This is a genomic window from Sutcliffiella horikoshii, assembly GCF_008180725.1.
In the GTDB taxonomy this organism is placed as follows: domain Bacteria; phylum Bacillota; class Bacilli; order Bacillales; family Bacillaceae_I; genus Sutcliffiella_A; species Sutcliffiella_A horikoshii_B.
On record NZ_VTEV01000014.1, the window covers coordinates 37,220 to 59,920 of the forward strand.

The following is a 22,701-nucleotide window of genomic DNA, read 5'->3' on the forward strand; positions in this document are numbered from 1 at the left end:
AAGGAGGAGCATTTTTTTTATGTCAATCGAAGTAGGCAGCAAGTTACAGGGAAAGGTAACAGGAATAACTAATTTTGGTGCGTTTGTTGAATTGCCAGGAGGAGCTACTGGTCTTGTTCACATCAGTGAAGTTGCAGACAACTACGTAAAGGACATCAACGACCATCTTAAAGTTGGTGACGAAGTTCAGGTGAAAGTAATCAATGTGGAGAAGGATGGCAAAATTGGCCTATCCATCAAGAAGGCAAGCGACACTTACCGTGAGCCACAACCGCGTTCTGCAGCACCGTCACAACGTCCGAACAACAATCAACAACGCTCAAATCAACGCCCACCACGAGGAAGAAGAGAAGAATTCAAACCAAAGGAAAACTTCGAACAGAAGATGGCAAGATTCTTAAAAGATAGTGAAGATCGTTTATCTTCCCTGAAGCGCAACACGGAATCAAAACGTGGAGGTCGTGGAGCAAGTAGAAAGTAACTTGCTGCTGAAAATCTCATATATATAAACGTAATGTTTGAGCACGTCCCAGATTTTGTGGGGCGTGTTTTTTTGGGTTGGTTGACTTAACTATATCCAATGGTGAATGGATAACCTTAGTTGATTGTAGTGGAAGGCGCGAAGACTCCAACAGGAGGAAGGGACAGGGGAGACCCCACAGGCGAAGCCGAGGAGGCTCCCGGACCGCCCGCAGGAAAGCGAAGCGCCTGGAACGGAAATCAACCGTTCTACAAGTCACTTTTGCTAATATGGATAAAGGTGATGTAAACATGGATATTTCGGTTTTACAATGGATATATCGGCTTTACAATGGATATATTCCATTTGTGATGGATAAACGAAAATTCACTCTAAATTTGGTTAGTGGAACAGTTAATATGGATGAATCCACCCCAAAGTCAAAAGAAAGTTACCCAAAACCACTTTAAAAGTTTCGCAAATACAAAAAAGCTGCCACAATTTCAGGTATTCCTGAAGCTGTGGCAGCTTTTATTTTATGACCCATACGGGATTCGAACCCGTGTTACCGCCGTGAAAGGGCGGTGTCTTAACCGCTTGACCAATGGGCCTTATAAAGTTGGTAGCGGCGGAGGGAGTCGAACCCACGACCTCACGGGTATGAACCGTACGCTCTAGCCAGCTGAGCTACACCGCCAAATTTATAAGTAATGCATTAGATTAACTGGCGCCAATGTTACTGGCATGTGTCCCTTCCTCTGCAAGTAAAGCCAGGAAGTGAATCCGTCGGGACAACTCGAAGCAAATTTGTGGAAGTGTCGCTCGTCGCTACACCGCCAAAATTATAAGGAGTCTCTCATAAGACACAAGAATTATCATACTAACTTATCATTCATATGTCAATACATTTTAAAAATGTAAGAATAATTAGAACATTATCCTAGCAATTACCTAGAGAATTTACAAAAACTGATGAGGGGCATTAGCAAATGCGATGATTTCATGACAGCTTTTCCCTCTTTTCCTTGTAATAAGTCGAACACTTCTTAGGTTCTGGGCGGTTCTTTTGACAAATCTTTTCCTTTTGAGCTTGTATAATGACCCCAATAGATAAAATATGGGAGTGGATATCATGCAGGGACTAGAAAGAGATTTGGGGGAACCGGTTTCCAATCTTCAGTTTGGTAAAATCCGAAAATCATTTATGAAGTCGATCCATACGGCGAAAACGAAACTTTCGACCATTCTATTTCACCAAGGATTTCTTTTAGTCTTTATCGGGTTCTTACTCGGACGAGCCCTGATCCTTAATGAAATCACACCGTTTGCGTTACCATTTTTCGCAGCAGTGTATTTTTTGAAAAAGAAACGGGCTGGACTCACATTGATTGCCTTAATGGTTGGGTCGGCTACCATCTCAGCAATGACCGCCGTGTATGTGTTAGGGGGGATGATATTATTTGTACTCCTTTTTAAATGGGCACAGGCATTAAAGATAGAACCTCTAAAGGCAATGCCGTTTCTAGTCTTCATCTCGGCCTTTCTCTCAAAGACAACAATGATTTATTTTACAACAGGAATTGTGACGTATGATTGGCTGATGATTGGAGTAGAGGCGGGGCTTGGATTTATCCTCACCCTTATTTTCTTTCAGAGCCTACCCCTTATCACGATGAAGAAAAAGAGACAGGCGTTTAAAACAGAAGAAATTATTTGCCTCATTATTCTGTTCGCTTCCGTTCTGACAGGGACCATCGGTTGGACAGCCTATGATCTTTCTGTTGAACATATATTATCTCGTTATCTTGTGTTAATTTTTGCATTTGTTGCTGGGGCCACCATTGGTTCGACGGTTGGCGTGGTGACAGGTCTCATTTTAAGCTTAGCTACTGTATCCAACCTATATCAGATGAGTCTGCTGGCCTTCGCCGGTCTGTTAGGAGGGCTGCTACGAGAAGGAAATAAGATTGGTGTATCGGTGGGACTGCTTCTAGGCACATTACTAATTGGCATTTATGGGGATGGGATGACGCTAATTGTTCCTACCATCATGGAGTCGATGGTAGCTGTTGCACTCTTTCTGCTAACTCCGCAAAGAGCTATCGCTAATTTGGCGAAATCCATTCCCGGAACAGCTGAACATACTGCAGAGCAACAGCAATATATGCGGAAGATCCGTGATGTAACTGCCAATAGAGTGGAACAATTTTCACACGTTTTCCAAGCGTTATCCAATAGCTTTTCAAAATTTCAATTTGAACACCCTAATTCGGAAAAAGAAGTGGATCTCTTTTTGAGCAATGTTACAGAGAAAACGTGTCAAAATTGCTTTAAAAAAGAGCAGTGTTGGACACAGAATTTCCAGAAAACCTATGATTATATGACTCATTTAATGGAGGATACAGAGGAAGGAACCATTAGTCTGAATGTCAAACTGCAAAAGGAGTGGGATCGCCATTGCGTAAAATCAGAAAAGGTAAAAGCCGTGATCAAAAACGAGCTAGCCCAGTTCCACGCGAGTGAGAAACTGAAAAAACAATTAATGGAGAGTAGGAGGTTGGTAGCGGATCAATTGATGGGAGTATCACAAGTAATGGAGGACTTTGCAAGGGAGATTCAGCGAGAGAGGGAGAATCATTATGTGCAGGAAGATCAGATTTTAGATGCCCTCCAAGCATTCGGTATTGAAATTGAACAAGTGGAAATATACAGCGTCGAGCAGGGGAATGTGGATATTGAAATGACCGTTCCTTACTGCGAAGGGCGTGGTGAGTGTGAAAAACTCATCGCTCCGATGCTTTCAGATATATTGCGAGAAAATATTATTGTTAAAAAGGAAGAATGTAATTCTGATAACAATGGATACTGTCATGTATCATTCGGCTCTGCAAAAGCGTTTGTAGTCGACACAGGCGTTGCGCATGCCGCTAAAGGGGGAGGACTGATATCAGGGGATAGCTATTCCACCATAGAATTGGGTCACGGAAAATACGCCATTGCCATTAGTGACGGGATGGGAAATGGTGAGCGCGCGCACTATGAAAGTAAAGAAACATTAAAGTTGCTTCAAGAGATTCTACAGTCTGGAATCAAAGAAAAAGTAGCCATCAAATCGGTTAATTCGGTCCTATCATTAAGGACGACCGATGAGATATTTACTACGCTGGATCTAGCAATGATTGACCTTCAAGATGCTTCTGCCAAGTTTTTGAAAGTTGGTTCGACTCCAAGTTTTGTGAAGAGGGGAGATAAGGTAATTAAGATTGAAGCAAGTAATCTACCAATGGGGATTATTCAAGAATTCGATGTGGACGTCGTGAGTTCCCAGTTAAAAGCTGGTGATCTATTGATTATGATGAGCGACGGAATTTTTGAAGGACCAAAACATGTAGAAAACTATGATTTATGGATGAAGCGTAAAGTATCCGAAATCAGAACGGACGACCCGCAAGAAATGGCAGATATCATAATGGAGGAAGTCATTCGGACAAGATCAGGTCAAATTCAGGACGACATGACGGTTGTGGTAGCAAAAATAGAGAGGAATATTCCGAAATGGGCAGCCATTCCTGCCTATCACTATTTATCCAAAAACCAAGGAATGAAGGAGGCGCTTTAAATGTTGAAAACTTTATCTAAAATGGTAACGGGTCTTGTCAAGGAAATGGGTAGCCGTCGTGAGGTTGTGGAGGTAGTACCGGAGAGCCCAACTGTTGGTGTGGTGCCGGTTAGTCCGATGAATATGCTGGGAAGACAAGTACTGAAACTGGCAATTAATGCCGAGGTCATGTTTAGAAGAGCCGCCAACGAATCAGATAATGCCAGAAACACGATGTGGAGAAAGCAAAACATGTTGGCAGTGATTGCACAAAATATGACGGAAAAAGAGATGATTGCGTTAACAGGTATGGAAGCAACAAACGAGAGTCGAAAAGAAAAGATTCTAGCAATTATTCCAAATAAAGCAGTGGGAGTCAAGGAACGAATTAGACACCTGACAAAACGCCCAATCAACTTCCTGGCCGAATTCAAGTTTGCTCTATCTCTTTCTAGTAAAAAGGAAGTGGTTGGGGTGAATACCTCTTAGAAGGTAAATTGCAGACAAAAGGTATAAATTAAGCCCGTCTCGTCCATGATGGCTAATGTAAATTATACGCATTAGGAGGGGACGAAACGTGTATAAAGGAACGTTAAAACAAATTCTATTAATTACAGATGGATGCTCAAATTCAGGGGACGACCCAATTGCCATGGCAGCCCTTGCGAAGGAGCAAGGTATTACAGTAAATGTTATTGGGGTGATGGATGAGGATACGATAGACGAAAAAGGAATGCAAGAGATAGAGGGGATCGCAATGTCTGGTGGCGGCGTCAGTCAAATTGTGTATGCCAAGAACTTATCTCAGACAGTCCAGATGGTAACCAGAAAAGCGATGACCCAAACATTACAGGGGGTTATTAATAAGGAGCTTCAACAAATATTGGGTTCAGAAACTTCTATGGAGGACCTTCCGCCTGAGAAACGCGGGGAAGTGATGGAAGTAGTGGATGAACTGGGTGAAACGGTTTCCCTGCAGGTGCTGATTCTTGTTGATACTAGTGCTAGCATGAAGTCCAAGCTTCCAACCGTCAAGGAAGCACTGTTGGATTTGGCACTAAGCTTGAATGCAAGAATTGGTGATAACCAGTTTTCAGCCTTTGTTTTCCCGGGAAAACGCCAAGAAGTGGAGAAGATCTTAGATTGGACACCTAAATTGGAATCGCTGTCCAGTATTTTTCCAAAACTATCTACAGGCGGGATCACGCCAACAGGTCCTGCCATTCAAGAAGCCATTCCTTATTTTAAAGAAACACGTAACCTGAGGAGCATGATTTCCGATGATGAACAATACTATGAAGAATCCGGTAGGTAATCTGCCTCAAGGGACGACCATTATCGGAAAATGGCATAAAGAGAGATACACCATTGTCAGAACACTCGGGTACGGTGCGACGGGGTATGTATATCTAACCAGGAGTTCAAAGGGATTAGCTGCTTTAAAAATAAGTGAAAACAGCATGTCCATCACTTCAGAGGTTAATGTTCTGCGTCATTTTTCGAAGGTCCAAGGGTTCTCCCTGGGGCCTTCTTTGTTAGATGTAGATGATTGGGAGAGGCCAGACCTTGGTGGAAAACAGACTTTTTCCTTTTATGTGATGGAATTTCTCGAAGGGGAAGCCCTTTTATCATTTGTCCAAAAAAGGGGAATGGAGTGGGCTGGCATTCTAACTTTGCAATTGCTGACAGATCTTGAAACGCTTCATCGTGAAGGCTGGGTGTTTGGAGATCTTAAGCCCGATAATCTCATTGTAACGTCAACCCCTCCAAAAGTAAGGCTTGTGGATGTTGGCGGCACGACCCAGCATGGCCGGGCCATTAAAGAATTCACAGAGTTTTTTGACCGGGGGTATTGGGGCCTTGGTTCTAGGAAAGCAGAAGCTACTTACGATCTATTTGCAGTAGCAATGATCATGATTCACATCTGTTACCCAAAACAATTTCAAAAGAACGGAGAGGGCGGAATCAAGCAACTAGAAGAGCAGATTGACAAAAACGCTTGGCTAAAAAGGTATAAAATTGTCCTGATGCGAGCGTTAGCGGGTGAATATTCCTCTGCACATGAAATGAAAAGCGGAATGCTTTCTGTCATGAGTCAACGAAAACCAAGCACTTCTCCAAGGGGGACTTCACAGCAACCAGCCAGCCACAAAGCCAAACAAGGCCCAGCCTCAAGGACAAGTCGAGTAGGAGGAAGAGCAGCTACGAGTAAACCTGTAAATTCTGTGCCACAGAAAGCCACAAGCAAAGGGTGGATGGAGACTGCTGTGCTTTTATCAGTCATTCTGTTTGCTTATTTCTTCTATTTATATGGTCAGGTAATGTAGGTATAAGCGTTTTGAGGTTGTGATTGGGGGTATAAAGCAGTATGGATGTTTTTGGATAAGCATCTATTTTTGCAGGAGAAGAAGTCAAATGGTAGGATAAAATAGAAATTATACGCGTAGATTAAAGGAATGGGTACACAATATGTGGGAGACTGTCTCGACATTCATAGGTAAATATGACTTGCTGCCAGCGAACGCGACTGTGGTGGTTGGTGTCAGCGGCGGAGCGGATTCCATGGGTTTGCTTCATTATTTGGATTCTATCAAAGAAGCTAAACGCTTGAAGCTAGTGGTAGCCCATGTCGATCATATGTTCCGAGGGGCGGAATCCGAAGAGGATATGAAGTTTGTAAAGCAGCAATGTGAAAAAAGGAGTCTTCTTTTTGAAGCAGAACAAATCAATGTGTCTGCCTATCAAAAAGAGAAGAAGCTTACCGTGCAAGTTGCTGCAAGAGAATGCCGCTATGCTTTTTATGAAAAAGTGATGAAGAAGTATCATGCTGACTTCCTTGCGCTCGGTCACCATGCAGACGATCAGGTGGAAACCATTCTGATGAGACTTGGAAGGGGATCTTCTATGACAGGTTACGCAGGGATACTTCCCAAACGGGCCTTTGGAGATGGTGTGATTATTCGTCCGTTCTTGACTGTAACAAAGTCTGAAATCATGGAATATCTAACTGACCATGAAGTTCCATTCAGGCATGACCCCAGCAATGACAAGGACGCCTACAGAAGAAACAGGCTGCGGCATCACATTCTACCAATTTTGAAGGAGGAATTTCCCGGACTTCATGAGAGGTTTCAAGCTTTCAGCGAGCAAATACAGGAGAGTGAACAATACATAGGGGCGTTAATGGAAAAGGAATGGATTGCCGTTATTAAGAGTAAAGCAAAAGATAGAGTGATATTGGATACCAAACCATTGCTTTTAATGGCTAAACCTTTACAAAGGCGTGGGATTCAACTAATATTAAACTATCTCTATAATAATGAAATTCCTCCATCTCTTTCCTCTATACATATTGATAATTTATTATCCTTATTGGAAAGTGAACACCCTTCTGGAAGGCTGCATTTCCCAAATGGCTTACAGGTTATCAAATCCTATAATGAATGCACATTGACATTTGATGAGGATGAACGTGATAAAACCTACAAGCATATGCTTGAAGTCCCTGGTAATGTGGCATTACCAACCGATTTTATGATCACCAGCGAGATTCGGACACAAGAAAAACCTCAAGATGTCAAAGAATATCAAGCTGTGATTGACTTATCGAAGGTCGCTCTTCCGCTATATGTGAGAACCCGTTTAGACGGCGATCGAATGAAACTGAAGGGGACAAACGGTTCCAAAAAAATCAAAAGCATCTTCATTGAAGGTAAAATACCTCTTCAACAACGAGAAATATGGCCTTTAATCGTCGATGCCAACCATCAGATTTTGTGGATACCCATGCTTAAACGTTCCGCTTTCGAAGCAACAGAGGAAACGATGGGTCCTGTTTTAGTATTAACTTGCAAAACGAGTCAAAAAGTTTGGGAGGCAACAAAGAAATGAACAAAGATATCGAAAAAGTACTCTTTAGTGAAGAAGAGCTTCAAGTAAAAGTTAGAGAACTAGGTGCACAATTAACAGAGGACTATAGTGATCGTTTTCCTTTGGCGATTGGTGTGTTAAAAGGTGCAATGCCTTTCATGGGTGACCTTATCAAACGTATGGATACATATTTGGAAATGGATTTCATGGACGTTTCAAGCTACGGAAACTCCACTGTTTCCTCTGGTGAAGTAAAGATCCTAAAAGACTTAGATACTTCAGTAGAAGGAAGAGACATCCTGATCATCGAGGACATCATCGACAGCGGTTTGACGCTTAGCTACCTAGTGGAATTATTCCGCTATCGCAAAGCGAAATCCATTAAGATTGTTACACTACTTGACAAACCAAGTGGTAGAAAAGCTGATATCACAGCTGACTATGTTGGGTTCATCGTACCAGATGAATTTGTTGTAGGTTATGGGCTTGATTATGCTGAAAAATATCGTAACCTTCCGTATATCGGAGTATTAAAACCTGAAATTTATTCTAACGTAGAAGAATAAGCTATCCCAATACAGATTCCTTGAATTGGATTAATTTACTATGTTACTATTGGTTTAGTTTGGCTATCGTGGGAGGAGGTAAGGGATGAACAGAATATTTCGTAATACCATCTTTTATTTATTAATATTTTTAGTGGTCATTGGTGTTGTGAGCTTTTTTAATAGCCCTAACACGAGCGAAAAACCGATCACCTATAATACATTCATCCAGAATCTTGAAGAAAATAAGGTGGAGGAATTCACCATTCAACCAACGCGTTCGGTGTATGAAGCGCGTGGTAAGTTGGAAGGCGCTGCAGAAGGAGAGACTTTTGTATCCGTATTTCCAAATAGTGCAAGTGCATTGGAACGCGTAGAATCCATTGCCCAAGAGCAGAAGATTCCAATGACAGTAGATCCGGCGGAAGAGACGAGTGGATGGGTAACCTTCTTTACTTCCATCATTCCTTTTGTCATCATTTTTATCTTATTCTTCTTCTTACTAAATCAAGCGCAGGGCGGCGGAAGTCGTGTCATGAACTTTGGTAAAAGTAAGGCAAAGCTATATAGCGAAGAGAAGAAAAAGGTTAAATTTAAAGACGTTGCCGGTGCAGATGAGGAAAAACAAGAGCTTGTCGAGGTTGTGGAATTCTTGAAGGATCCACGCAAATTCTCCGAGCTTGGTGCACGTATCCCTAAAGGGGTTCTGCTTGTTGGACCTCCTGGTACAGGTAAAACGTTACTAGCAAGAGCGGTTGCAGGAGAAGCTGGCGTACCATTCTTCTCTATCAGTGGATCTGACTTTGTGGAAATGTTCGTCGGGGTCGGTGCATCCCGTGTACGTGACCTTTTTGAAAATGCGAAAAAGAACGCTCCATGTATCATTTTCATCGATGAGATCGATGCAGTAGGTCGCCAACGTGGCGCAGGCCTAGGTGGAGGTCATGATGAGCGTGAACAGACTTTGAACCAATTGCTTGTTGAAATGGATGGTTTCGGAGCGAATGAAGGGATCATTATCGTTGCCGCAACGAACAGACCGGATATTCTTGACCCGGCATTATTGAGACCTGGTCGCTTTGACCGTCAAATCACGGTAGATCGTCCTGACTTGAAAGGCCGTGAAGCAGTACTGAAAGTCCATGCAAGAAATAAACCTATCGATGAAAGTATCAACATGAAAACAATTGCCATGCGTACCCCTGGGTTCTCTGGGGCGGACCTTGAAAACTTGTTGAATGAAGCTGCACTTGTGGCTGCTAGACGAGACAAGAAGCATATTGATATGTTGGATATTGATGAGGCAATTGATAGAGTAATTGCTGGACCTGCTAAAAAGAGCAGAGTTATCTCTCAAAAAGAGCGAAACATCGTTGCATATCATGAAGCGGGTCATACTATTATCGGTGTCGTATTGGATGAAGCAGATACGGTACATAAAGTGACCATCGTACCTCGCGGGCAGGCTGGCGGTTATGCTGTCATGCTTCCAAAAGAAGATCGTTACTTTATGACTAAACCAGAGCTATTAGATAAGATTACAGGTCTATTGGGTGGTCGTGTTGCAGAGGAAATCACATTTGGTGAAGCAAGTACTGGTGCCCATAATGACTTCCAACGTGCAACAGGTATAGCGCGTAAAATGGTAACCGAATACGGAATGAGCGAAAAGCTTGGTCCATTGCAATTTGGTCAGGCTTCAGGAGGGCAAGTCTTCCTCGGCCGTGATATCCAAAATGAGCAAAACTACAGTGATGCCATTGCACACCAAATCGATATGGAGATTCAACGTTTCATCAAAGAGTGTTATGAAAGAGCGAAGCAAATTCTTACCGAGAACCGAGATAAGTTGGAGCTTGTAGCACAAACTCTATTAGAAGTTGAAACACTTGATGCAGATCAAATCAAACACCTATATGAAAAAGGGAAGCTTCCAGAACTCCCTATAAAGGCTGATGGTGGCGAAGATGTTAAAGTGAATATCAACTCTAAAAAAGATGAAAACAAAACTGAATCTACTGATCAACACAAACCTGAATAAACAAAAAGGTGCCTGGAGTAAAATCAGGCACCTTTTTTTGTGATCCAAAGTGTCAAATAGAATTAGCGCTGTTGACTGAAGTGCAGGTTGAGACTTCTGTTTCTAGCTGTTGATTGGAGCAGAAGGCGAAGACTCCTGAGGGAGATAAAGGTAGCTTGAGACCCCTCAAGCGTTGCGAGGAGGCTCAAGCACCTTCCCAAGGAAAGCGAAGCCATTTGCGGAAGTCAACAGCGGCGTTTAATGAAATCCTAAATTAGAATTTTGTCGAATCATGATTTCCCGAGGAATAATTATTTCTATTGAGTCACTTAGGTTACCATATAGTATAATGAAACTAATTTTAAAGCATGGTGGGGATATATATGTTATTTGTGTTAGATGTCGGTAATACCAATACCGTAATCGGTGTATATGACGGAGAAGAATTAAAGCATCACTGGCGTGTCGAAACAAGCCGCAACAAAACAGAAGACGAATTTGGGATGATCTTCAAATCCCTTCTTGAACATGTTGGCTTAAGCTTTAGAGACTTTGAAGGAATCATCATTTCTTCCGTTGTGCCGCCAATCATGTTCTCCCTTGAGAGAATGTGTCAAAAATATTTTCATCTGAAACCATTGATTGTTGGACCAGGAATCAAAACAGGCTTAAACATAAAATATGAAAATCCTAGAGAAGTCGGAGCAGACAGAATCGTCAATGCGGTCGCAGGGATCCATCTTTACGGTAGCCCTTTAATCATTGTTGACTTTGGGACGGCAACCACGTATTGCTACATAAACGAGGACAAGCAATATATGGGTGGCGCAATCGCACCGGGAATAAGCATATCCACAGAAGCGCTTTATTCACGTGCATCCAAGCTTCCTAGAATAGAAATAGCAAGACCAGATGGAGTAATTGGTAAAAACACCGTTAGTGCGATGCAAGCGGGTATTCTTTTTGGCTATGTTGGTCAAGTTGAGGGTATCGTAAATCGTATGAAGAGGCAAAGTGACGTAACACCTAAAGTTATTGCCACTGGTGGCCTTGCTGCGCTTATAGGTAATGAATCAGATGTCATTGATATCGTAGATCCTTTCTTAACGTTGAAGGGACTGCATTTGATTTACATGAAAAATACTAAAGAGGATTGAAATTCGAAAGGAGCTAACTAGCATGTCAGACTATCTCGTAAAAGCTTTGGCTTTTGAAGGCCAGGTACGTGCATATGGAATCAGAACAACAGAAACAGTGGGAGAAGCTCAACAACGCCATCAGACATGGCCAACTGCTTCTGCTGCATTAGGACGGGCAATGTCCGCTTCCGTCATGATGGGTGCGATGTTAAAGGGAGAAAATAAACTTACTGTGAAAATTGATGGCGGTGGTCCGATCGGGGTAATTTTAGTCGACAGTAATGCAAAGGGGCAGATTCGTGGATATGTTACCAACCCACAAACGCATTTTGATTTGAATCAGCACGGCAAGCTTGATGTAGCACGTGCGGTCGGAACTAACGGAACGCTTTCTGTTGTTAAAGACCTCGGACTTAGAGAACATTTCTCCGGTCAAACCGAATTGATATCAGGAGAGCTAGGGGAGGATTTTACTTATTACCTTGTTTCTTCCGAACAGGTTCCCTCTGCAGTAGGAGTGGGTGTGCTTGTTAACCCTGACAACACCATTCTTGCAGCGGGAGGATTCATCATTCAGCTTTTACCGGGAACGTCAGAAGAGACCATCACATTGATTGAAGAGAAAATCAACAATATGACTCCTGTCTCCAAGTTGATTGAAAGAGGCTTAACGCCGGAGGAACTTTTGACAGAAATTCTTGGTGAAGGAAATGTTAAGTTCCTGGAAACCATGCCGATTGAATTCAAATGTACATGCTCAAAAGAGCGTTTTGAACAAGCGATCATCTCATTGGGAGAAAAGGATATAACAGAAATTATTGAGGAAGACGGTCAAGCAGAAACACACTGTCATTTTTGTAATGCGAAATACCTTTTCAGCAAAGAGGAATTAGAGGCAATGAGGGAGCAAGTAAAAGGCTAGGGGGCACATATGAACCAAAAGCGGAGATTAAAACAAAAGTGGGTATGGAATATCATCTTTGGTCTTGTGATTATTAATTGTCTCACACTAGCGGTAGTGGTAAAACAGAGCTTCTCGTTAAAAGAGGCAGCTTTTGTAAATGGTCAAGCCAATATTGTTGCAACAGTTGGAGATACCGTTATCACGAGGAAAGATATGTTAGAAGAACTTGAAGGCATGTATGGACAGGAAATGCTGACGAAAATGGTCAATAATGAAGTGGTTAAGCAAATTGCGAAGAAATACAATGTGACAGTATCAGAACAGTCGGTCGACCGAGAATGGAAAATGATTAAAACTATGTACAGCCGTTCTCCTATGCATACCAATACTTCTGAAGAGCTTGTGAAGGAGCAGATTCGTTCTAGTTTATTGCTTGAAGAATTACTTGTTAAAGATGTCACGATACCAGAAATGGAATTGGAAAGCTATTATCAGGAAAACAAGCAGCTATATACGATTGAGGACTCTTTTCATCTCTCACATATTATCGTAGAGACCAAGGACGAGGCGGAAACCATTGTAAAAGAACTAAAGGATGGATCCAATTTTACATCTCTAGCAATGGAAGTTTCAACGGATGAGTTGACGGCAAATCAAGGAGGAGACCTTGGATTTTTAACACATGAATCGCAAGTATATCCGACTGTCTATATGGAAGAAGCTGCAAATCTAAAAGAAAAGTCGTGGAGCGATCCCATTTCTGTTGACGGAAAGTATGCAATCATTTACCTTCATGAAAAAATGGACGGAGTCACATATTCCTTTGAAGAAGTAAAAGATCAGATTCGACGACACCTTGCTATGGAACATATGGATGGTTCGGTGGATGCCTCCATATTCTGGGACGAGGTTGGTGTGGTATGGAACCTTCCATCTGCACAATAGGTCGAACCAAATAAATTGACAATTCAGATTTAATGGTGTTAAATGGGATTAATCCGACAAAAACACTAAGTTTTAAAGACAGGGGGAAAAATAAATGGTACGAGTAGCAAATTCTATTGATGAGTTAGTCGGGAATACTCCCGTCGTAAAGCTAAATCGAATTGTAGAAGAAGACATGGCAGATGTGTATCTGAAGCTTGAATTTATGAATCCTGGCAGCAGTGTTAAGGATCGTATCGCCCTAGCGATGATTGACGCTGCTATAGAAGACGGCAAGTTAAAAGAAGGCGACACCATTATTGAGCCAACAAGTGGAAACACCGGTATCGGACTCGCCATGATTGCGGCAGCTAAAGGATTAAAGGCTATCTTGGTCATGCCTGAGACGATGAGCTTGGAGAGAAGAAATCTCCTCCGTGCATATGGAGCAGAACTAGTGCTTACACCAGGTCCAGAAGGCATGGGTGGGGCGATTAGAAAAGCAGAAGAATTGGCAAAAGAAAAAGGGTTATTCATGCCGCAGCAATTCAATAATCCGGCAAATCCTGAAATTCACCGTAACACAACAGGCAGAGAAATTGTAAAACAATTCAGCGACGGTCTTGATGCCTTTGTTTCCGGTATAGGAACAGGCGGTACTATTACAGGTGCTGGGGAGGTCTTAAAGGAGGCATTCCCTGGAATTAAGATTGTAGCTGTGGAGCCTGCGGATTCCCCGGTGCTGTCTGGTGGAAAACCAGGGCCTCACAAAATTCAAGGAATTGGTGCAGGGTTTGTACCTTCCATCTTAGATACAAACATCTATGATCAAATTATTACAGTGAAAAATGAAGAGGCATTTGAATATGCACGCCTTGCTGCTAAACGTGAAGGTTTGCTTGGAGGTATTTCTTCCGGAGCAGCCATATCTGCGGCACTGCAAGTGGCTAAGGAGCTAGGCGAAGGCAAAAAGGTGCTGGCGATAATTCCTAGTAACGGGGAACGCTATTTGAGCACACCATTATATCAATTTGAAGAATAGGTTATCTTAAGGGGAACAGTCTGTTGAACTGTTTCCCTTTTCTTTTATCGTGCATCAGAGTGTAATTTTCATGTAATATAAGGGTAGTATGCAATTTAGGAGCGTGACAGCAAGAATGCAAAAGGTGCCTGTAGGAATGAAGCTAACGTTAAATGAAGATCAATGGTATAAAAAATATAAAGCACTTGCAAAGGACAAGCCTTATCATGTCCTATTGGAGAGTGGACGTGGGGGGAGATATCATATTATCGGCCTCGACCCAATCGCCTCCATTCAAGGAAAAGGACAAGAGCTGCACATTGATTATCTGGATGGGAAAAAGGAAAAGAGAAGTGGCAATCCTTTATCGCTATTACAAGAAATCATTTCTGAGCGATCTATTCAGAAACTACAAGGTTTCCCTGACTTTACAGGAGGAGCAATTGGCTATTTGACCTATGATTGTGTTAGATACATTGAGCGTTTACCGAATATAGCTGAGGATGACTTGGCCTTGCCTGACCTTTATTTTTTATTATTTGATGATGTATTTGTATATGACAAGCAAGAAAGCGTTCTTTATTTGATTAGCCATGCTTTTGAAGGACAAGAAGAGTCCGCCCAAACACGACTCGAGCAGTATAAAAAGCAATGGGAACAGCCAATGGAAGAAGCTTGCTATCCATATACACCAGAAAGACAACCTGTAGAAAACAGAGAGGTTTCTTTTACAGAAGAAGACTTCATAACAGCCGTGAAAAAGGTTCAAGCATATATTGCACAAGGTGATGTTTTTCAGGTGAATCTTTCTGTCAGACAGGCAGAGCCACTTATGACTCATCCGATGGAAGTCTACTCCTCTTTGAGAAAGATTAACCCTTCACCATATATGGGGTATTTGCAGTTTCCTGATTTCCAGCTGGTCAGCGGTTCCCCGGAACTTTTAGTCAAGAAAAAAGGCGATGTGGTAAGTACGAGGCCAATTGCAGGCACAAGATCACGAGGCAAGACGGACGAAGAGGACAATAAGCTTGCACAAGAGCTGATTGATAATGAAAAAGAGCGTGCCGAACATGTCATGCTAGTGGACCTGGAGCGGAACGACCTGGGCCGGGTCTGTGAGTACGGAACGGTAGAAGTGAATGAGTTCATGGCTATCGAAAAATATTCGCATGTCATGCACATTGTCTCCAATGTTCAGGGCGAATTGAAAAAAGGGAAGAATATTTCTGATATCATCGAGGCAACCTTCCCGGGAGGTACGATAACTGGTGCACCCAAGGTTAGGACGATGGAGATTATAGAAGAACTTGAGCCAGTAAGACGTTCTGTATATACTGGTTCCATAGGGTGGATTGGCTATGATGGAGAGATGGAGTTGAATATCTCTATCCGGACAATGATTGCTAAAGACGGCATGGCTTATGTGCAGGCCGGTGCTGGAGTGGTCATTGATTCTGTGCCGAAGCGGGAATATAAGGAATCCTTAAAGAAAGCCGCAGCCTTATGGAAAGCGAAAGAGCTGAGTGAAGAAGAGTTGAAAAACCGAGCAGAGGTGAGAGTATGATTTTAATGATTGATAATTATGATTCATTTACGTACAATTTGGTGCAATATTTAGGGGAGCTTGGAGAGGAATTAGTGGTAAAGCGAAACGACGAAATTACCATTGAGGAGATAGAAGCGCTTAATCCTGAGTTTTTAATGATATCTCCTGGGCCTTGTTCGCCGAATGAGGCAGGAATTAGCTTAGAAGTAATCAAGCATTTTGCGGGTAAGAAACCGATTTTTGGAGTATGCCTTGGACACCAATCGATTGCCCAAGTGTTTGGCGGAGACGTAGTACAGGCGGAAAGATTGATGCACGGCAAGACATCTGAGATGCATCATGATGGAAAGACGATTTTTCGCACCTTGGCAAATCCATTTGTTGCGACAAGATACCATTCTTTAATTGTGAAAAAAGAAACCCTTCCGGAGTGCTTTGAAATAACAGCATGGACAGATCAGGACGAGATAATGGCCATCCGCCACAAAGAGCTTCCAATCGAAGGAGTTCAATTTCACCCGGAATCCATCATGACCTCCGTAGGTAAAGAATTATTGCGCAACTTCATCTCAACCTACTCTACCAAAAAGGTATAACATGATTGTTTATAAAGACGGAAGCTGGCAGCCGATAGAAGAGACAAACGTTTCGGTTATGGATCATGGTTTTCTATACGGAGTGGGACTTTTTGAAACGTTCCGTACGTATAACGGCATCCCGTTCTTGTTTCAAGACCACTTGAAGCGTCTAAGGGATGGTTTAGAGTCGGTCTATATAGAGTGGGACCATTCAGAGGAGAAGTTATATAAATTGGTAACAGAAGCATTAGAGAAAAATGGTTTAACAGATGGTGTAATCCGGCTGAATGTTACAGCAGGCATCAGTAACTGGGGCCTTCCCACAGAGACATACCGGGCCCCGTCCTTGTTGTTGTTTACAAGGCCTTTACCTGATCACAATGCAGCGAGTAAACATGCTGTAATTTTAAAGCGGAGACGCAATACCCCTGAAGGTGATACGAGGTTAAAGTCTCACCACTATTTAAATAATCTTCTTGGTAAAAGAGAGATAGGGCCTCAGCTGGATGTAGAGGGGATCTTTCTCACACAGGAAGGCTTTGTGGCAGAAGGACTTGTTTCTAATGTTTTTTGGATAAAAGGTGATATTGTCTATACCCCGAGCATTTCGACAGGGATTCTAAATGGAGTGACTCGAAACTTCATCCTCCTCTTATGCTCCTTCCTCAACCTGGAAGTGAAGGAAGGGAAATTCCCCCTAGTGGACCTTTTGGGAGCGGATGAGGTATTCATCACCAACTCCACCCAGGAAATAATAAGGATCAATAAACTTGATGACACAGTATTCCCTATGGTTGAAACATCGTGGCTCACTTGTCTGAAAGGTTTATATAAACAGAGTACAGAACAGCAATTGTTGACCTATCAACAGGTAAAGAAGGTAGATTGGAAAAATGGGAAATACAAACTTATATCAAACGAAGCTGACATGTGGACCATATAACTTGCCGCTGGGTGAAAGAACCTTAATTATGGGGATTTTAAATGCCACGCCAGATTCTTTTTCCGATGGAGGCAAATACAACGAAGTGGAAAGGGCAGTCTTGCGTGCTGAGGAACTCGTCGAACAAGGGGCCGACATCCTTGATATAGGCGGGGAATCGACTAGGCCCGGCGCGGAGAAGGTGAGTCTGGAAATGGAGCTGGAGCGGGTCATTCCGGTTATCCAGGCGATATCCAAGGAAGTGCAAGTGCCCATATCCATTGACACCTATAAAGCAGAAGTGGCAAGGCAGGCAATTCAGGCAGGGGCCCACATCATCAATGACGTATGGGGGGCAAAGGGAGACCCTGATATGCCCGCTGTTGCGGCCGAGCTTCAAGTACCGATCATACTTATGCAAAATCGGAAAGAGCGGGACTATCACCAATTGATTCCGGATATGATCAGTGACTTGTTTGAGAGTATTACATTGGTCAAGCATGCCGGGGTGAAGGATGAAAACATCATCTTGGACCCGGGGATAGGGTTTGCTAAAACATACGAAGACAATATCAAAGTGATGCAAAAGCTCGAGCATTTCCATACGCTTGGTTACCCACTTCTCCTTGGTACGTCTAGAAAAAGGTTTATCGGCCATGTGTTAGACCTTCCGGCGGAGGAGAGAATGGAAGGGACCGGGGCTACGGTGTGTCTTGGCATACAGAAAGGCTGCCACATTGTCCGTGTACATGATGTAAAAGAGATTGCGCGTATGGCGAAAATGATGGATGCTATGCTTTATGAAGGAGGGCTTTCCTATCGATAAGATATATGTAAATCAGATGAAATTCTACGGGTACCATGGTGTTTTTCCCGAAGAAACAAAACTCGGCCAACGGTTTATGATTGATCTGACAGTGGAACTTGATCTATCCAAAGCAGGTAAATCCGATGATCTAACACTATCCGTCAATTATGCGGACCTCTATAATACATGTAAAAAAGTAGTCGAGGGTGAAACGCATAAATTAGTCGAAACCGTTGCGGAGAGGATCGCAGAGGAGATTTTGTCATCCTTTGAACGGATTAAAAGTTGTACCATCAAAGCCATCAAGCCTGATCCACCGATACCTGGACATTATGAATCTGTTGCAGTAGAAATTACGAGGGGCCGTTCCTAATGAATACAGCCTATATTGCCTTGGGGTCCAATCAAGGAAACCGTGCCCGGTACCTTCAGGATGCTATCCAACAAATCCATCAACATGACAAGATAACAGTAGAGAAGAAATCGTCCATCTATGAAACAGATCCTATCGGCTATACAGAACAGGATAAATTTTTAAATATGGTAATTAAAGTTAATACTCTATTGACATCTGTTGATTTATTAAAGGTATTACAAGAATTCGAACATCTTTTTGGCAGGAAAAGAGAGGTCCGCTGGGGTCCGCGTACTTTAGACCTTGACATTTTATTGTATAACCAAGAAAATATTGAAACAGAAGAGCTTATTATCCCTCATCCAAGAATGTGGGAAAGAGCTTTTGTTTATGTTCCTTTAATGGAGATCGCGGAAAGTAAAGATCTGCCCATAGAGATAGATAGAAAAGAACTACTTGCACAACAAGATAGAGAAGGGGTACATGTATGGAAGCCGAGAAGTGGGGAAGACGTATCCGAGCTTACCGAAAGCTGAAGGGATATACCCAAGAATCATTTGCAAAAAATCTTCATATATCAGTCTCTGTTTTAGGAGAGGTTGAACGGGGTAACCGCGTTCCTTCCCAAGAACTAGTTCAGTCGATTGCCCAAGAACTAAATATTACGGTTAAGGAACTACAACCACCAGAACTAACAAGGGAGGAGGTCAACAACTGATGTTAAAGATCGGTAATATCACCATGAAAAACCAAGTGGTCCTAGCGCCAATGGCAGGAGTATGTAATGCTGCATTCCGCCTGACGGTAAAAGAATTCGGAGCGGGCCTTGTCTGTGCCGAGATGGTAAGCGACAAAGCGATTCTCTATAAAAATGCCAAAACGATGGGCATGCTTTATATTGATGAGCGCGAAAAACCACTGAGCTTGCAAATCTTCGGCGGGGAGAAAGACACGCTTGTCGAAGCGGCAAAATTCGTGGACAAAAACACAACAGCAGACATTATTGATATTAATATGGGATGCCCGGTACCAAAGATCGTCAAGTGTGACGCAGGTGCCAAATGGCTACTGGATCCGAACAAAATTTATGAGATGGTGGCAGCTGTTGTAGATGCAGTCGACAAGCCGGTCACGGTTAAAATGCGCACAGGCTGGGACGAAGATCATATCTTTGCCATTGAAAATGCCCGTGCCGTTGAACACGCAGGCGGACAAGCGGTAGCGGTCCATGGTCGTACTAGAGTGCAAATGTATGAGGGACATGCAGACTGGGACATCATTAAGCAGGTAAAAGAGTCTGTCAACATTCCTGTCATCGGAAATGGAGATGTTCAAACTCCTCAGGATGCTAAAAGAATGCTTGAGGAAACGGGAGTCGACGGTGTCATGATCGGTCGCGCGGCACTCGGGAATCCTTGGATGATCTACAGTACGGTACAGTACTTAGAAACAGGAAAGCTTGTTGGGGAACCATCTGTACGTGAAAAAATGGACGTATGTAAGCTGCACCTTGATCGTCTTATCGACCTTAAAGGAGAAAATACAGCAGTGCGCGAAATGCGCAAACATACAGCGTGGTACCTAAAAGGCATCCGCGGTAACGCATTAGTACGTAACTCTATTAATGAATGCAACACGAGAATGGATCTTGTAAGTTTGCTTGATAACCTTGTAGAAGAGTCTGAGGAAAAAGAAGCAAAGACGTCCCAAGCGATCTAAACTACGCAGGCGACTGTACCCCCAAAACACTATCGAACTGCCAGTAAGTTGCTACTGGCAGTTTTAGCTTTATTTATAGTTGGAAAGTCTATATGATAGATAAAAGAAAAGCTGCTACATAAATGAGTAGATAAATTACTAGTTGGAGTTGAATAGAATGAGTCAAGAAGAATTGAACTTGAATGACCAATTAATGGTTAGGAGAGAAAAATTACAAAAACACCGCGATAAAGGATTAGATCCGTTCGGAGCTAGATTTGAACGCACTAATGATTCCAAAGAACTGATTAATCAGTACGGAGAAATCGAAAAAGAACAATTGGACGAGCAAGAAATCGCTGTAACGCTCGCAGGTCGCATCATGACAAAGCGCGGTAAAGGAAAAGCTGGCTTTGCACATATCCAGGACCTTACCGGCCAAATCCAACTATACATCCGTAAAGATGCTGTAGGAGATGAAGCATACGAAATCTTCAACTCAGCAGACATCGGGGACATTGTCGGAGTATCAGGCTTTGTTTTCAAAACAAAAGTAGGAGAACTTTCTATTAAAGCGACCTCTTTTGAACTGCTTACAAAAGCATTACGCCCGCTGCCTGAGAAATACCACGGACTTAAAGATGTAGAACAACGTTACCGTCAACGCTATCTTGACTTAATCACAAACCCAGAGAGTAGAGAAACGTTCATTGCTCGCTCTAAAATTATCCAAGCGATGCGCCGTTACCTAGACGACCATGGTTATCTAGAAGTTGAAACGCCAATGATGCACTCTATCGCTGGTGGAGCTTCAGCACGTCCGTTCATTACCCATCACAACACTTTAGATATGACGTTATACATGCGTATTGCGATTGAGCTTCATCTAAAACGCCTGATTGTCGGCGGCTTAGAGAAAGTTTATGAAATCGGCCGTGTATTCCGTAACGAAGGTGTATCTACTCGCCATAACCCTGAATTCACTATGATTGAATTATATGAAGCGTACGCGGACTATAAAGATATCATGAGCCTGACAGAAAACCTTGTTGCTCACATTGCCAAGGAAGTGTTAGGCAGCACAAAGGTTCAGTATGCTGACAGCGAAATTGATCTGACACCTGAGTGGAAGCGACTGCACATGGTTGACGCGGTCAAAGAAGCAACAGGTGTAGACTTTTGGCAGCAGATGACTGATGAGGAAGCACGTGCACTTGCAAAAGAACACGGCATTCAAATTACAGAACATATGCAGTTTGGTCATATTTTGAACGAATTCTTTGAGCAAAAAGTAGAAGAGACGCTTATTCAACCTACATTCATCTATGGACACCCAGTGGAAATCTCTCCACTAGCTAAGAAAAATGCAGAAGACCCACGCTTCACTGATCGTTTTGAATTGTTCATTGTTGGCCGTGAGCATGCTAATGCCTTCACGGAGCTTAACGATCCAATCGATCAAAAAGAGCGTTTCGAAGCGCAACTTAAAGAAAAAGAGCAAGGTAATGACGAAGCGCACGAAATGGATCACGACTTCATTGAGGCACTAGAGTACGGTATGCCGCCAACAGGTGGACTCGGAATCGGTATCGACCGCCTTGTTATGTTACTGACAAACTCTCCTTCTATTAGAGATGTATTGCTATTCCCGCAAATGAGACATCGTTAATTCTAAAATGTAACGCCGCACTGTAGAATAAGCAGTGCGGCGTTTTTAGTGTAGAGAAAGAACAAAAGGAGTTTTTGAAAAAGAACAAAAATGGCGCACTGAATAATGAGACTATTACAACATTACCATTTCGCGAAAATAATCGAAAAAACCTATTGCCTTTGTATTCTAGCGATGGTATATTAATATTCGTTGTCACAAACGACATCGTTTCTTCTAAAAAAAGAATTGAAAAAAGTTGTTGACACAAACTGAATGATTTGATAAGATAATAAAGTCGCCTTGAGAGAGACGACAGAGCAAATGATCTTTGAAAACTAAACAAAACAACAGCGTCATAACGTCGGTTCTACGGAACACGGCAAAATGATTTTAAGTAAGACAAGCTAGCAAATTTTGAGCAAAAGCTCAGACTCTTTATTGGAGAGTTTGATCCTGGCTCAGGACGAACGCTGGCGGCGTGCCTAATACATGCAAGTCGAGCGGACCTTTTAAAAGCTTGCTTTTGAAAGGTCAGCGGCGGACGGGTGAGTAACACGTGGGCAACCTGCCTGTAAGACTGGGATAACTTCGGGAAACCGGAGCTAATACCGGATAATATAAGGAACCTCCTGGTTCTTTATTGAAAGATGGTTTCGGCT

22 protein-coding genes, 2 tRNA genes and 1 rRNA gene are annotated in these 22,701 nt (G+C 42.7%); 23 read left to right on the forward strand and 2 right to left on the reverse strand.

The window, feature by feature from the left end:
- Positions 1-19 precede the first annotated feature (19 nt).
- Together FZC76_RS21475 and FZC76_RS23300 are read left to right on the forward strand one after the other, a co-directional pair.
- Positions 20-481 (forward strand): S1 domain-containing RNA-binding protein, encoded by a 462-nt coding sequence (locus tag FZC76_RS21475; RefSeq protein WP_148990153.1) that lies wholly within the window; start codon positions 20-22, stop codon positions 479-481.
- Between the two features lie 290 nt (positions 482-771).
- On the forward strand, positions 772-930 hold the full coding sequence (locus FZC76_RS23300; RefSeq protein WP_187442179.1) for a hypothetical protein: 159 nt from the start codon (positions 772-774) through the stop codon (positions 928-930).
- Between the two features lie 69 nt (positions 931-999).
- On the opposite strand, the gene FZC76_RS21480 is transcribed toward FZC76_RS23300, so the two are convergent.
- Together FZC76_RS21480 and FZC76_RS21485 are read right to left on the reverse strand one after the other, a co-directional pair.
- Positions 1,000-1,071 (reverse strand) — tRNA-Glu (locus tag FZC76_RS21480).
- A 9-nt stretch (positions 1,072-1,080) separates the two neighbouring features.
- Positions 1,081-1,157, reverse strand: a tRNA-Met gene (locus tag FZC76_RS21485).
- A gap of 435 nt (positions 1,158-1,592) precedes the next feature.
- On the opposite strand from FZC76_RS21485, the gene spoIIE reads away from it, so the two are divergent.
- The 21 genes from spoIIE to FZC76_RS21590 form a co-directional block, all read left to right on the forward strand.
- Complete coding sequence (gene spoIIE, locus FZC76_RS21490) at positions 1,593-4,079, forward strand: stage II sporulation protein E (protein ID WP_148990154.1); 2,487 nt, start codon at positions 1,593-1,595, stop codon at positions 4,077-4,079.
- A complete protein-coding gene (locus tag FZC76_RS21495; protein ID WP_148990155.1) occupies positions 4,080-4,547 on the forward strand; it encodes a hypothetical protein in 468 nt (155 codons plus the stop codon).
- 88 nt (positions 4,548-4,635) lie between these two features.
- Entirely contained in the window at positions 4,636-5,373 is a 738-nt protein-coding gene (locus FZC76_RS21500; protein WP_148990156.1) for a vWA domain-containing protein, read from the forward strand.
- Complete coding sequence (locus tag FZC76_RS21505) at positions 5,339-6,385, forward strand: protein kinase domain-containing protein (protein WP_148990157.1); 1,047 nt, start codon at positions 5,339-5,341, stop codon at positions 6,383-6,385. The genes FZC76_RS21500 and FZC76_RS21505 overlap by 35 nt, the downstream gene beginning before the upstream one ends.
- Positions 6,386-6,527: 142 nt before the next feature.
- Positions 6,528-7,949 carry a tRNA lysidine(34) synthetase TilS gene (tilS, locus tag FZC76_RS21510; RefSeq protein WP_148990158.1) on the forward strand — a complete coding sequence of 474 codons (1,422 nt, stop codon included), beginning with the start codon at positions 6,528-6,530 and terminating at the stop codon, positions 7,947-7,949.
- A complete protein-coding gene (gene hpt, locus FZC76_RS21515; protein WP_010191424.1) occupies positions 7,946-8,494 on the forward strand; it encodes a hypoxanthine phosphoribosyltransferase in 549 nt (182 codons plus the stop codon). The genes tilS and hpt overlap by 4 nt, the downstream gene beginning before the upstream one ends.
- A gap of 85 nt (positions 8,495-8,579) precedes the next feature.
- On the forward strand, positions 8,580-10,514 hold the full coding sequence (gene ftsH, locus FZC76_RS21520) for an ATP-dependent zinc metalloprotease FtsH (RefSeq protein ID WP_148990159.1): 1,935 nt from the start codon (positions 8,580-8,582) through the stop codon (positions 10,512-10,514).
- Between the two features lie 362 nt (positions 10,515-10,876).
- Positions 10,877-11,650 carry a type III pantothenate kinase gene (locus FZC76_RS21525; protein ID WP_148990160.1) on the forward strand — a complete coding sequence of 258 codons (774 nt, stop codon included), beginning with the start codon at positions 10,877-10,879 and terminating at the stop codon, positions 11,648-11,650.
- 22 nt (positions 11,651-11,672) lie between these two features.
- On the forward strand, positions 11,673-12,554 hold the full coding sequence (gene hslO, locus FZC76_RS21530; RefSeq protein WP_148990161.1) for an Hsp33 family molecular chaperone HslO: 882 nt from the start codon (positions 11,673-11,675) through the stop codon (positions 12,552-12,554).
- A 9-nt stretch (positions 12,555-12,563) separates the two neighbouring features.
- Positions 12,564-13,481 (forward strand): peptidyl-prolyl cis-trans isomerase, encoded by a 918-nt coding sequence (locus tag FZC76_RS21535; protein ID WP_148990162.1) that lies wholly within the window; start codon positions 12,564-12,566, stop codon positions 13,479-13,481.
- A gap of 94 nt (positions 13,482-13,575) precedes the next feature.
- Positions 13,576-14,502 (forward strand): cysteine synthase A, encoded by a 927-nt coding sequence (cysK, locus tag FZC76_RS21540; RefSeq protein WP_148990163.1) that lies wholly within the window; start codon positions 13,576-13,578, stop codon positions 14,500-14,502.
- A gap of 136 nt (positions 14,503-14,638) precedes the next feature.
- A complete protein-coding gene (locus tag FZC76_RS21545; protein WP_316246630.1) occupies positions 14,639-16,048 on the forward strand; it encodes an anthranilate synthase component I family protein in 1,410 nt (469 codons plus the stop codon).
- Entirely contained in the window at positions 16,045-16,626 is a 582-nt protein-coding gene (gene pabA / locus FZC76_RS21550) for an aminodeoxychorismate/anthranilate synthase component II (RefSeq protein ID WP_148990164.1), read from the forward strand. Before FZC76_RS21545 ends, pabA begins: the two co-directional genes overlap by 4 nt.
- 1 nt (position 16,627) lies before the next feature.
- On the forward strand, positions 16,628-17,551 hold the full coding sequence (pabC, locus tag FZC76_RS21555) for an aminodeoxychorismate lyase (protein ID WP_148990165.1): 924 nt from the start codon (positions 16,628-16,630) through the stop codon (positions 17,549-17,551).
- Entirely contained in the window at positions 17,502-18,356 is an 855-nt protein-coding gene (folP, locus tag FZC76_RS21560; protein WP_148990166.1) for a dihydropteroate synthase, read from the forward strand. The genes pabC and folP overlap by 50 nt, the downstream gene beginning before the upstream one ends.
- The gene (gene folB, locus FZC76_RS21565; RefSeq protein ID WP_148990173.1) at positions 18,349-18,711 is read left to right on the forward strand and encodes a dihydroneopterin aldolase; all 363 of its coding nucleotides are present in this window, start codon (positions 18,349-18,351) and stop codon (positions 18,709-18,711) included. Before folP ends, folB begins: the two co-directional genes overlap by 8 nt.
- Positions 18,711-19,229: a 2-amino-4-hydroxy-6-hydroxymethyldihydropteridine diphosphokinase gene (gene folK, locus FZC76_RS21570; RefSeq protein WP_148990167.1), complete on the forward strand. Its 519-nt coding sequence runs from the start codon at positions 18,711-18,713 to the stop codon at positions 19,227-19,229. Before folB ends, folK begins: the two co-directional genes overlap by 1 nt.
- Complete coding sequence (locus FZC76_RS21575) at positions 19,181-19,411, forward strand: helix-turn-helix domain-containing protein (RefSeq protein ID WP_148990168.1); 231 nt, start codon at positions 19,181-19,183, stop codon at positions 19,409-19,411. Before folK ends, FZC76_RS21575 begins: the two co-directional genes overlap by 49 nt.
- Positions 19,411-20,412, forward strand: a complete 1,002-nt coding sequence (dusB, locus tag FZC76_RS21580; protein ID WP_148990169.1) for a tRNA dihydrouridine synthase DusB — start codon at positions 19,411-19,413, stop codon at positions 20,410-20,412. Before FZC76_RS21575 ends, dusB begins: the two co-directional genes overlap by 1 nt.
- Positions 20,413-20,569: 157 nt before the next feature.
- Positions 20,570-22,060, forward strand: a complete 1,491-nt coding sequence (gene lysS / locus FZC76_RS21585) for a lysine--tRNA ligase (protein WP_148990170.1) — start codon at positions 20,570-20,572, stop codon at positions 22,058-22,060.
- A gap of 417 nt (positions 22,061-22,477) precedes the next feature.
- Positions 22,478-22,701: ribosomal RNA gene (locus FZC76_RS21590) — 16S ribosomal RNA — on the forward strand; the annotation flags it as partial.